This is a genomic window from Pseudomonas serboccidentalis (assembly GCF_028830055.1).
Lineage (GTDB): Bacteria > Pseudomonadota > Gammaproteobacteria > Pseudomonadales > Pseudomonadaceae > Aquipseudomonas > Aquipseudomonas serboccidentalis.
In genome coordinates this window covers 2,455,745-2,467,780 of record NZ_CP101655.1, presented here as the reverse complement: position 1 = coordinate 2,467,780, position 12,036 = coordinate 2,455,745, and the positions used below count along the sequence as shown (strand labels likewise).

11 protein-coding genes and 1 pseudogene are annotated in these 12,036 nt (G+C 62.5%); 7 read left to right on the top strand and 5 right to left on the bottom strand.

The genetic code is table 11. The features are described from left to right. Positions 1-138 precede the first annotated feature (138 nt). Together NN484_RS27305 and NN484_RS27300 are read left to right on the top strand one after the other, a co-directional pair. Positions 139-1,542: pseudogene (locus NN484_RS27305) on the top strand (PDC sensor domain-containing protein); the annotation flags it as partial. Positions 1,543-1,644: 102 nt separating this feature from the next. Continuing rightward, positions 1,645-2,400: a methyl-accepting chemotaxis protein gene (locus tag NN484_RS27300; protein WP_371262551.1), complete on the top strand. Its 756-nt coding sequence runs from the start codon at positions 1,645-1,647 to the stop codon at positions 2,398-2,400. A gap of 110 nt (positions 2,401-2,510) precedes the next feature. On the opposite strand, the gene NN484_RS11220 is transcribed toward NN484_RS27300, so the two are convergent. Genes NN484_RS11220 through NN484_RS11205 form a run of 4 tightly spaced genes read right to left on the bottom strand, consistent with a single transcriptional unit; the run spans position 2,511 to position 5,121 of the window. Further along, positions 2,511-3,824, bottom strand: a complete 1,314-nt coding sequence (locus NN484_RS11220; RefSeq protein WP_127652217.1) for a sensor histidine kinase — start codon at positions 3,822-3,824, stop codon at positions 2,511-2,513. Next, complete coding sequence (locus tag NN484_RS11215) at positions 3,821-4,489, bottom strand: response regulator transcription factor (protein WP_127652218.1); 669 nt, start codon at positions 4,487-4,489, stop codon at positions 3,821-3,823. Before NN484_RS11215 ends, NN484_RS11220 begins: the two co-directional genes overlap by 4 nt. Before the next feature lie 3 nt (positions 4,490-4,492). Beyond that, a complete protein-coding gene (locus NN484_RS11210) occupies positions 4,493-4,813 on the bottom strand; it encodes a PepSY domain-containing protein (protein ID WP_127652219.1) in 321 nt (106 codons plus the stop codon). Then, positions 4,813-5,121, bottom strand: a complete 309-nt coding sequence (locus tag NN484_RS11205) for a PepSY domain-containing protein (RefSeq protein WP_127652220.1) — start codon at positions 5,119-5,121, stop codon at positions 4,813-4,815. The genes NN484_RS11210 and NN484_RS11205 overlap by 1 nt, the downstream gene beginning before the upstream one ends. Before the next feature lie 235 nt (positions 5,122-5,356). Here NN484_RS11205 and NN484_RS11200 point away from each other — a divergent pair, with 235 nt between their 5' ends. From NN484_RS11200 to codA, 5 genes are all read left to right on the top strand, one after another. Continuing rightward, positions 5,357-6,436 (top strand): patatin-like phospholipase family protein, encoded by a 1,080-nt coding sequence (locus NN484_RS11200; RefSeq protein WP_127652221.1) that lies wholly within the window; start codon positions 5,357-5,359, stop codon positions 6,434-6,436. Positions 6,437-6,531: 95 nt separating this feature from the next. Beyond that, positions 6,532-6,888: a 6-carboxytetrahydropterin synthase QueD gene (queD, locus tag NN484_RS11195; RefSeq protein WP_007955941.1), complete on the top strand. Its 357-nt coding sequence runs from the start codon at positions 6,532-6,534 to the stop codon at positions 6,886-6,888. Between the two features lie 191 nt (positions 6,889-7,079). Next, on the top strand, positions 7,080-7,892 hold the full coding sequence (locus NN484_RS11190) for an alpha/beta fold hydrolase (protein WP_274659113.1): 813 nt from the start codon (positions 7,080-7,082) through the stop codon (positions 7,890-7,892). 240 nt (positions 7,893-8,132) lie between these two features. Continuing rightward, positions 8,133-9,404 carry a cytosine permease gene (gene codB, locus NN484_RS11185; protein ID WP_274659112.1) on the top strand — a complete coding sequence of 424 codons (1,272 nt, stop codon included), beginning with the start codon at positions 8,133-8,135 and terminating at the stop codon, positions 9,402-9,404. A gap of 14 nt (positions 9,405-9,418) precedes the next feature. After that, positions 9,419-10,666, top strand: coding sequence for a cytosine deaminase (gene codA / locus NN484_RS11180; protein WP_215501025.1), 1,248 nt, complete (start codon positions 9,419-9,421; stop codon positions 10,664-10,666). 137 nt (positions 10,667-10,803) lie between these two features. On the opposite strand, the gene NN484_RS11175 is transcribed toward codA, so the two are convergent. Continuing rightward, entirely contained in the window at positions 10,804-11,784 is a 981-nt protein-coding gene (locus tag NN484_RS11175) for a diaminopimelate epimerase (protein WP_274659111.1), read from the bottom strand. Positions 11,785-12,036: the final 252 nt, after the last annotated feature.

Genomic DNA, 12,036 nt, shown 5'->3' with positions numbered 1-12,036 from the left:
CTGTGGCGAGGGGGCTTGCCCCCGTTCGACTGCGCAGCAGTCGCAATACAAGTGAACTCGTTTTGGCTGCAGGAATTCGGGGCCGCTTTGCGACCCAACGGGGGCAAGCCCCCTCACCACAGGTATCTGATCGCCTGCATGAGTATCGCTGACATGCGGCAATCGGCCCTATTGCGCTGCCAACATAAAGAAAGCCGAAACGCAGCCGTTACAGTGCAAAGTCTCAGATATTTATCGAATAAGGACGTCGCCATGTCGCTCAGACAACTTTCCATTCAATGGAAAATCACCCTGCTCGCCGGCCTTTGCCTGGCGGGCATCGTGACCCTGCTGGTGGGTCTTTCGCTGTACCGCATGGAGCACAGCTCCGAGCTGGTGAAAGCTTCGAGCATGGAGATGCTGACCGAGTCGGCCCAGGCGCGCATTGAATCGCAAGGTGAAGTGCAGGCTGCCGGCATTCGCCAGCAGTTCATGGACGCCTATCAATACGGCCACGGGTTCTCGCGTCAGGTGCTGTTTTTGCGTGAACAGGCAGAAAAGCGCTTCCTCGATGCCTTCGACCTGCGCGAAGACATGACCCGTCAGGTCAAATCCGCGCTGCAGGCCAACCCGGAACTGCTCGGCCTGTCGCTGGTGTTCGAAGCCAACGCGCTGGACGGCAAGGATGAACTGTTCGCCGGTCAGGCCGAGCTGGGCAGCAACGACAAGGGCCGTTTTGCCCTGTACTGGTCGCAACCGACCCCGGGCAAAGTCACCTCGATGGCCCTGCCGGAAAGCGACATGGCCGACACCAGCACCGGCCCCAGCGGTCAGGCCGCCAACGCCTGGTTCACCTGCCCGCGCACCACGCTCAAGCCGTGCGTGATCGAACCGTACTTCTACGTGATCGACGGCCAGAACGTGCTGATGACCAGCATCGTCTTCCCGCTGATAGTCAATGGCAAAGTCATCGCCTCGCTGTCGGTGGACATCAACCTCAACAGCCTGCAAGCGATCAGCCAGGGCGCGAGCAAGAAGCTCTATGACGGCCAGACCGCCGTGAGCATCATCAGCCCCACCGGCCTGCTCGCCGGTTACAGCCCGGACGCCGGCAAGCTGAGCAAGCGTCTGGATGCCGTGGACACCGTCAGCGGCGCCGAACTGCTGCGTCAACTCACGGCCAGCAGCAGCGTCAGCAGCCTGCACAGCAACGGCCAGCTGAAAGTGCTGTCGCCGTTCCAGCCGATCCCCGGCGGCCCGTCGTGGGCCGTGTTGCTCGACGTGCCGGAAAAGGTTCTGGTCAGCCGCGCCGAAGCGCTCAAGCAGCAACTGGATGCGAGCAACCATTCAGGCACCCTGATCGAACTGAGCCTCGGCGTGCTCGCGGCATTGGTCGGCCTGCTGCTGGTGTGGCTGATGGCGCGCAGCGTGACCCGGCCGATCCTCGGCGTGGCCAACATGCTCGAAGACATTGCCAGCGGTGAAGGTGATCTGACCCGCCGCCTGGCCTACGACAAGCAGGACGAACTCGGTCAACTGGCCGGTTGGTTCAACAAGTTCCTCGACAAGCTGCAGCCGATCATCGCCGAAGTGAAACGCTCGGTGCAGGACGCGCGCAACACCGCCGACCAGTCCTCGGCCATCGCCACCCAGACCAGCGCCGGCATGGAGCAGCAATACCGGCAGGTCGATCAGGTCGCCACCGCGTCCCACGAAATGAGCGCCACCGCCCAGGACGTAGCCCGCAGTGCCGCGCAAGCCGCCGAAGCGGCCAAGGACGCCGACCGCGCGACCCGTCAGGGCCTGACCGTGATCGACCGCACCACCGCGAGCATCGACACCCTCGCCGCCGACATGAGCGCGGCGATGGTCCAGGTCGAAGGCCTGGCCGCCAACAGCGAGAAGATCGGCACCGTGCTGGAAACCATCCGCGCCATCGCCGAACAGACCAACCTGCTGGCGCTCAACGCGGCGATCGAAGCGGCGCGTGCCGGTGAAGCCGGGCGTGGTTTTGCCGTGGTCGCCGACGAAGTGCGCAACCTCGCCCGCCGCACGCAAGAGTCGGTGGAAGAAACCCGTCAGGTGATCGAACAACTGCAGACCGGTACCCAGGACGTGGTCGGTTCCATGGGCAATAGCCATCGCCAGGCTCAGGGCAGTGTCGAACAGGTCGGGCAAGCGGTGACCGCACTGCGCCAGATCGGCGATGCGGTGACGGTGATCAGCGACATGAACCTGCAGATCGCCAGCGCGGCGGAAGAACAGAGCGCAGTGGCCGAGGAGATCAACAACAACGTGGCGACCATTCGCGACGTGACTGAATCGCTGTCCGGGCAGGCCAACGAGTCGGCGCGGGTGAGCCAGTCGCTGAACAGCCTGGCGAATCAGCAGCAGAGTCTGATGGATCAGTTCCGCGTCTGACAGTTCCCCGCTATTTCACTGTAGGAGCTGCCGCAGGCTGCGATCTTTTGATCTTGTTTTTTAAAAATCCAAAGTCAAAAGATCGCAGCCTGCGGCAGCTCCTACAGGGATTAGCGGCGTGGCAACTCGATCACCACCTTCAACCCGCCCCACTCGCTCTCGCCCAACACCAGCAACCCGCCCCACGTCTCGACGATATCCCGGACAATCCCCAGCCCCAAGCCATGCCCGTGGGTTTGTTCATCCAGCCGCGTGCCCCGGCTGAACACCTGAGCGCGCTGCCCTTCGGGGATCCCCGGGCCGTCATCTTCCACGCTCAGGGCAAAGCCGTCGGTACGCTCGATCACACTCAAGCGCACCTCGGCGTCTGCCCATTTACAGGCGTTGTCCAGCAGGTTGCCGAGCAGTTCCAGCAGATCCTCACGATCCCACGGCAGTTGCAGCCCCGGTGGCGCGACGTAGCTCAAGCTCAAGTGCTCGCCGTGGATCATGTTCAGCGTCGCCAGCAGTCCCGGCAGTTCCGCATCGCAATCGAACAGTGCACCGGGCAGCGCATCACCGGATAACCGCGCACGATTGAGTTCACGATTAAGCCGCTGCTGCACCTGTTCCAGTTGTTCCTTGAGGATCTTGCGTAACTCGGGATGGGCATCGAGTTTTTCGCTCGAAGCCAGACTCAACAGCACCGCCAATGGCGTTTTCAAGGCATGGCCCAGATTGCCCAGTGCATTGCGCGAGCGCTTGAGGCTGTCTTCGGTGTGCGCCAGCAAATGGTTGATCTGCGCCACCAGCGGCTCAAGCTCCACCGGCACCTGATCGTCGAGTTGCGAACGCTGGCCCTGCTGCAACTGGGCGATCTGCTCGCGGGCGCGTTCCAGCGGGCGCAAGGCGCGGCGCACGGTGATGCGCTGCAGCAGCAGGATCAGCAGCAAACCGGTCAGCCCGAGGCCGAGACCGATCTGACGCATGCGCTGAAAACTCTCGCGCACCGGGGTGTAATCCTGGGCGACGCTGATCGAGATCGACTGCCCGAGGCGCCGGTAATCGGAACGCAACACCAGCAACTGCTGGCCGTCCGGGCCCAATTGCAGGTTGCTGTGCAGGCCAGGATGCTCAAGCAGCGGCAAGTCCTGATCCCACAGCGAACGCGAACGCCAATGGCTGTCGGCAAAATCGATGCGGAAGTAATGCCCGGAAAACGGTCGCTGATACGCCGGCGACAGGTGTCGCTCATCCAGCTGCAAACCTTGCGGGCCACGCACCAGCGCCACCAGCAGACTTTCGCTGTCGTTGCGCAGTCCGGCTTCCAGATAACGCTGCAGCCCCACTTCGAACAACCACAGGCTGGTTTGCGCCAGCACCAGGCCGACGATCACCATCACGCTGATCAACCCCAGGCTCAAACGGCGCTGGATCGACCTCACGAAGCTTGCCCGCCGAACAGGTAACCCTGGCCGCGACGGGTTTCGATCACGGCTTTGCCCAGCTTGCGCCGCAGGTGATTGACGTGGACTTCGAGGACGTTGGAATCACGCTCGGTCTCGCCGTCGTAAAGGTGCTCGGCGAGGTGGGTTTTCGACAGGATCTGTTCAGGGTGCAGCATGAAATAACGCAGCAGGCGGAATTCGGCGGCGGTCAGTTGAATCTCGCTGCCGTCGCGAATCACACACTGGCGACCCTCATCCAGATGCAGGCCGGCCGCCTTCAGCGTTGGCTGGTTGGCCTGGCCCTTGGAGCGACGCAACAGCGATTGCACCCGCAGGTGCAGCTCTTCGGGGTGGAACGGTTTGGTCAGATAATCGTCGGCACCGGCCTTCAGGCCTTCGATGCGCTCGGCCCAGGAATCGCGGGCGGTGAGGATCAGCACCGGGGTCGACAGCCCACCGGCACGCCATTGCGCCAGCACCTCCAACCCGGGCACGCCGGGCAGGCCGAGGTCGAGAATGATCAGGTCATAGGGCTCGCTGCTACCCTGATAGACCGCATCGCGCCCGTCCGCCAGCCAGTCCACCGCATACCCCTGACGCTGCAGACCGGCGAGCAATTCGTCGGCCAGCGGCACGTGGTCTTCCACCAGAAGCAAACGCATCGTTCAATCTTCCTTGTCTTTCACTAATTCGCCGCTGTCGGCCTTCAGGTGCAGTTCGCGCGCGACGCCCTCGACGGTCAGCAGTTCGACTTCATAAACATAGACGTCGTGCTTTTCCTCCAGCTCGACTTCCAGCAGTTTGGCCCCCGGATAGCGATCCAGCGCCTTTTGCAGCACTTGCTCCAGCGGCAGGATCACACCCTGCTGCCGCAGGCGCAGGGCTTCGTCCTGGTCCAGGTCGCGGGCCACCGCCACCGAGCAGAATGCCAATAGCACCAGGGCCAGGCGGCTCCCGGTGCGTGGCTGTAACAAATACGGCTTCATTAAGTATCCTGATGATCCCTGAGCACTTGCCCACTGACCGCGTCCAGTTCCAGGTCCCACTTCAGCCCTTGCGGGTCACGCATTTCGATCTGGTAGATGTACTTGCCGTACTGCTCTTCCAGCTCGGTATCGGTGATGGTCGAACCCGGGTGTCTGGCCAGCGCCGTGGCGTTGAGCTTCTCGAAGGAGACGATAGTACCAGCGTCGCGCAGGCGCAGGGCTTCATCGGGGCCAAGATCGCGGGCGTGGGCGAGGCTGGCGGTCAGGCCGATGATCGTGGCAATGGACAGGGCAGTCAGGGTTTTCATGGGTGTCTCCGTATTTTTATGTGCAGCTACGGTGGGCACCTTAGCGGGATGAACTTAACTGAAACTGAATTGCCATCATTGCCCCGGCTCAACACATGCCCCCGTGTAGGAGCTGCCGCAGGCTGCGATCTTTTGATCTTGCTTTTAAAAGTCAAAAGATCGCAGCCTTCGGCAGCTCCTACAAAAGCGGCAACATGTGCTTATAATTGTTCGCTTGCTAACGATCGAGACCGGTATGACCGCCATCCACATCAAGTTCCCCGCCCTCACCCTCAAGGCCGGCCCTCGGGCCATGGCGCGTATTCGTGCCCAGGGCCTGAACGCCGCTGACGTCGGCACACTGCCCGGTGCGGCAGGTGGTCCGAAGGCGTTGGGGATTCAGGGGCTGGATCTGGCGCTGTTCGGCGAATGGCTGCCGAGCGCGCCGCGTGAGCGCTCGCTGATCGGTGCGTCGGTCGGCTCCTGGCGCTTCGCCAGCGCCTGTCTGCCGGACGCCGCCGAAGGCATCCGCCGGCTCGGCCAGCTGTACGCCGAGCAGAATTTCAACAAGGGCGTGACCATGGCCGAGATCAGCCAGAGCTCGCAGCGCATGCTCAATGACCTGCTCGACGGCCGCGACGCCAGCATCCTCAACAACGCCGACTACCGCCTGAACATCATGGTGGTCAAAAGCCACGGGCGCCTGGCCGACGACCATCGCGGCCGCCTCGGTCTGGCGCTGGGTTCGGTGATTGCCGATAACCTGCGCGGCCGCGCACGGCTGTCGCGACACTTCGAACGCCTGATCATTCACGACCCGCGCCTCGCCCCGCCGGTCAATGCGCTGCATGACTTCCCGTCGCGCTTCGTCGCCCTCAATGCGAGTAACCTGCGTCAAGCGCTGCTCGCGTCCGGTTCGATCCCGATGGTCATGGAAGGCGTGCGCGACCTGCCGGGCGCCGGTGCCGGCACGTTCCGCGATGGTGGCCTGCTTGACTATCACCTCGACCTGCCCTACAGCGGCGACGGCATCGTGCTCTATCCGCACTTCACCGACAGGGTGATCCCCGGCTGGTTCGACAAGACCCTGCCCTGGCGCCGTGCCTCGGTCGAGCGCTTGCAGGACGTGCTGTTGCTCGCGCCGTCGAAGGAGTACCTGGCGCGCCTGCCCTACGGCAAACTGCCCGACCGCAATGACTTCAAACGCTTCATGGGCGACGCACCGAGCCGGCAGAAATACTGGCACGCGGCGATGGACGAGAGCCGGCGACTGGGCGACGAATTTCTCGAGCTGAGCGCCAACGGTCGCCTCGCCGAGCGCTTGCTGACCCTTTAGTCAGTGTTTTCCCGCATCGCCAAACACAAGCTGGTAAACTCGCCGCCTGCCCGAATCGCTGCGGCGAACGCCACCTGAACAGAGCCGAAAATACTGTGGAAATCTTCAAGGAATTTACATTCGAGTCCGCCCACCGCCTGCCGCACGTACCGGACGGCCACAAATGCGGACGCCTGCACGGTCACTCGTTCAAGGTGGCGATTCACCTGAGCGGCGACCTCGATCCGCACACCGGCTGGATCCGCGATTTCTCCGAGATCAAGGCGATCTTCAAGCCGCTGTACGAGCGTCTCGACCACAACTACCTGAACGATATTCCCGGCCTGGAAAACCCGACCAGCGAAGTGCTGGCCAAATTCATCTGGAATGAACTCAAACCACTGCTGCCGGAACTGAGCGCGATCCGGATTCACGAGACGTGCACCAGCGGTTGCATTTATCGCGGTGAGTGATTCAACACCGATTCCCTTGTAGGAGCTGCCGCAGGCTGCGATCTTTTGATCTTGATTTTTAAGATCAAAAGATCGCAGCCTGCGGCAGCTCCTACAGGAAATGGTGTTGGTCAGGAAAATAGAGAACAACCTTCACGGCTGTTTTTTTATGCCTATGCTTTTTGGCTCAAACCCGCCAAGAGGACAGGCCGATGACGGACTGGCTGCTGGATCAGGTCTTTGACTTCAACGGGCATCAAGTGCGCCATGCCGTGCGCGGTGACGGCCCGCCGCTGGTGTTCGTGCATGGCACACCGTTTTCGTCCTACGTGTGGCACCGCATCGCGCCGCATTTCTTTACCAGTCACCGGGTGCATTATTTCGACCTGCTGGGTTACGGGCGCTCCGCGCAACCGGAGGCCGATGTCTCGCTCGGCGTGCAGAATCAGCTACTGGCGCAGTTGCTCGATCACTGGAACCTCCAGCGCCCGGACGTCGTCGCCCATGACTTCGGCGGCGCCACCGCGTTGCGCACGCATTTGCTCAATGGCAAGGACTACCGCAGCCTCACGCTGATCGATCCGGTGGCGCTGACGCCGTGGGGTTCGCCGTTCGTGCAGCATGTGCGCCAGCATGAAGCGGCGTTCAGCGGGCTGCCGGATTACATCCAGCGCGCCATCGTCCCGACGTATATTCGCGGGGCGATTCACCGCGACATCCCTGACGCCGAACTGGCGCCCTACGTGCAACCGTGGCTCGGCGATCCGGGGCAAGCGGCGTTCTATCGGCAGATCGCGCAGATGGACGAGCGCTACACCCGTGAGGCCGAAGGTTTGTACCCAACGATTCGCTGCCCGGTGCAGATTCTTTGGGGCGAAGACGATCAGTGGATTCCCGTCGAGCGTGGCCGCGCGTTACAGCAGATGATCCCGGGGTCACGATTTCACCCGATCCCCGACGCCGGCCACCTCGTTCAGGAAGACGCCCCCGAAGCCATCGTCGCCGCCCTGCTGCGCTTCCTCTGACCCAACACCTATCCACCTGCAGGAGCGGCCGAAGGCTGCGATCTTTTGATTTTGCTTTTTAAAACAAGATCAAAAGATCGCAGCCTTCGGCAGCTCCTACATTGGGCCTCGGTCTGTTCAGGTGCACTGTTTTCGCGCCTGCCGACGCGACTCGTCTATACATAACCCGCGCCACCCGGCATTTGGCACGACCACTGCAACCCTCCCCCGCGTCTCCTCCATTCCAGCAAGGACCGCCCCATGACGCAGAACGATCCTGGTAACGATTACCCGCTCAGCGAAGTCCCCATGCATGCCCGCAAAGGCCTGGCCTCCACGGCCATGGTCTTGCTCGGTTTCACGTTTTTCACCGCGACCATGTTTGCCGGCGGCAAGCTCGGTGTGGCGTTCAGTTTCAGCGAGATGCTTGTGGTGATCATCGTCGGCAATCTGCTGCTCGGGCTGTACGCGGCAGGCCTGGGGTACATCGCCTTCAAGAGCGGTCTCAACTCGGTGCTGATGGGGCGGTTCTGTTTCGGTGAGGTCGGCAGCAAGCTCAGCGACCTGATCCTCGGTTTCACCCAGATCGGCTGGTACGCCTGGGGCACCGCGACCGCTGCCGTGGTGATTGGCAAATACTTCGCCCTGGATCAAGGCACGGTGCTCGGCCTGATGGTGCTGTTCGGCCTGATGTTCTGCGCCACGGCGTATGTCGGTTATCGCGGCCTGGAGATCCTGTCGTACATCGCGGTGCCGGCAATGATGTTGCTGTTGATGCTGTCGATGTGGGTGGCAACGGTGAAAGTCGGCGGCCTCGAAGGTTTGCTCAGTGTGGTGCCGACGGGTTCGCTGGATTGGTCGACCGCCATCACCCTGGTGTTCGGCACCTTCGTCAGCGGCGCGACCCAGGCGACCAACTGGACACGCTTCTCGCGTTCGGCGCGGGTGGCGGTGCTGGCCAGCCTGATCGGTTTCTTCGTCGGCAACGGCCTGATGGTGCTGATCGGCGCCTACGGTGCGATCGTCTATCAACAGCCGGACGTGGTTGAAGTGTTGCTGCTGCAAGGGTTCGCCATGGCCGCGATGGCGATGCTGTTGCTCAATATCTGGAGCACTCAGGACAACACCATCTACAACTTCGCCGTCGCCGGTTGCAACCTGCTGCGCACCGGGCGACGCAAGACCGTGACTCTGGCGGGCGCGGTGATCGGCACCCTGCTCGCCTTGCTGGGCATGTACGACATGCTGGTGCCGTACCTGATTCTGCTGGGCACGGTGATCCCGCCGATTGGCGGAGTGATCATGGCCGACTTTTTCTTCCGCTGGCGCGGGCGCTATCCGCGTCTGGCCGACGCACGGCTACCGGCGTTCAACTGGCCGGGGCTGGGGGCTTACGCGGTCGGCACGCTCGCTGCGTTCCACTCGCCGTGGGTCGCGCCGCTGGTAGGGATTGCCGCCGCCGCGCTAACGTATGTCATCGTCACCGGCCTGCTCCGCGCCCGTCGCGCCACTGCGCCACTACAAGACCTATAAGAAGGATTCGCCTGATGCACATCATCAACGCCCGACTGCGCAACCAGGACGGTTTGCACGAATTGCACCTGGAGGACGGTCTGATCCGCAGCATCGGTCGCCAGACCGAAGCCCCGACCCTCAACCCCGGCGACCTCGACGCCGGCGGCAATCTGGTGGTGCCGCCCTTCGTCGAACCGCACATCCACCTCGACGCCACCCTGACGGCCGGCGAGCCGCGCTGGAACATGAGCGGCACGCTGTTCGAGGGCATCGAGTGCTGGGGCGAGCGCAAAGTCACCATCACCGAAGAAGACACCAAAACCCGCGCCAAGAAGACCATTCAGGCGCTGGCCGCCCATGGCATCCAGCACGTGCGCACCCACGTCGACGTCACCGACCCGCAGCTCACAGCGCTCAAGGCGATGCTCGAAGTGCGCGAAGAAACCCGGCACTTGATCGACCTGCAAATCGTCGCGTTCCCGCAGGAGGGCATCGAGTCGTTCCGCAACGGTCGCGAGCTGATGGAGGAAGCGATTCGCTTGGGCGCCGATGTGGTCGGCGGCATCCCGCATTTCGAGTACACCCGTGATCAGGGCGTCAGCTCCGTGAAATTTCTGATGGACCTGGCCGAGCGCACCGGGTGCCTGGTGGACGTGCACTGCGACGAAACCGACGACCCGCATTCGCGCTTTCTCGAAGTGCTCGCCGAAGAAGCGCGCAGCCGCGACATGGGCGCACGGGTTACCGCCAGCCACACCACGGCGATGGGCTCTTATGACAACGCCTATTGCGCCAAACTGTTCCGCCTGCTCGGGCATTCCGGGATCAGTTTTGTCTCGTGCCCGACCGAAAGCATTCACCTGCAGGGGCGCTTCGACAACTTCCCCAAACGCCGTGGCGTGACCCGGGTCAACGAGCTGCTCGAAGCCGGGATGAACGTGTGTTTCGGTCAGGACTCCATCGTCGATCCATGGTACCCGCTGGGCAACGGCAACATCCTGCGTGTGCTCGAGGCCGGGCTGCACATCTGCCACATGCTCGGCTACCGCAACCTGCAGAACGCGCTGGACCTGGTCACCGACAACAGCGCCAGGGCCATGCACCTGGGCGACCGTTACGGCCTGGAACAGGGCCGCCCGGCCAACCTGCTGATTCTGTCGGCAGACAGCGATTACGAAGTGATCCGCAGCCAGGGTCTGCCGCTGTATTCGATTCGCGGCGGCAAAGTGCTGATGAAGCGGCAGATGCCGGTGGTGGAGTTCAGCAGCCATGTGAATTGATAGAGCGCCCCTGTAGGAGCTGCCGCAGGCTGCGATCTTTTGATCTTGTTTTGAGAATCAAAGTCAAAAGATCGCAGCCTTCGTGTCCACCACGCAACCCTGTGGGAGCGAGCCTGCTCGCGAAAACGATTACCGCTTCAACCCATCAATCGCGCCGTACCGAACAATCTGACCCGCACCAATTCCCCCCGCTCTTCCTCAAGCAAAACAGGCGCCGTCCCGCCCGGCATGACCACATGCACCTCACCGCTCACCACCCAGCCCACCGCCCATGCAGCACAGGCCACCGCACTGGCACTGGTGCCGGAAGACGCCGTCGGCCCTTCCCCGCGCTCGAACACCCGCGCGACGATGCGTTGCGCTGATTCGCGCGCGGCCCACTGCAGATTGACGCCCGCCGGGCACGGTTGGCCAGCGCCCGTGGGCATGGCGTAGGCGATTCGGGTCAGGCCTTCTGCCCATGGCGATTGGCGCATTTGTGAGTTGTTCGGCAACGCGGCAACGTCGGTCAGCAACGTCACGCAATGCGGGTTGCCGAGGCGCACGAACTGGCTGTGCTGCCACGCGGGATCGAGCTGGGCCAATGGCGCAACGTGGCTGACTTCATGACCATTGAACTCACGGTTTTCAACAGTCTGTGCCCCCACCACCGATGGCCCGAAACCCGGTTGCCCGAGGTCCAGCCAGAAGCCGTTAACGCTTTCGACTTCGGCCAGTTTCACCGAGGTTTGCACGGCATCGCCCTTGTCGTGATGCACCCTTAGCAACGCGCCTTCCGCCGGCATCAGCCCCTGCTCGAGCAGGGATTGGGAAAAGATCGTCAGGCCATTGCCACTGCGCTCGGCCAGGGTGCCGTCGGTGTTGACGATCAGCACGTCGAATGGCGCTGCCGACTGAAACGGCCCAATCAATAAGCCATCGCTGCGGTGCGATTTGCTCCCCGCCGGACGCAGCCCCTCAGGCCATTCGCAACACAGGGCAATGGCTGCCTGGCTCCACGCCGGTCTCGACAACGCACACTGCGCGGCACTGATCGGCAAATCGATCCCCGCCTCGCGAAGTGCCTCAGGCGAAATCACCCCGTAAATATTGCCCCGCGCGTCATAGAACTGCGTCATCACCGGCCTCACTCACCTTGTCGAATCCATCACTGTAAACCGCGATCCCCTGTAGGCGTTCGCCTGCTCGCGAGAGCGCAGTATCAGGTTAGACAATGTCGCCTGAACCACCGCTTTCGCGAGCAGGCTCGCTCCCACATTTAATAGCGGGCGCTCACAAATCTGCTGTCATGCGCAGATCCCTGTGGGAGCGAGCTTGCTCGCGAAGGCGGCGTGTCAGTCGCCATATTCACTGCCTGATGCACTGCATTC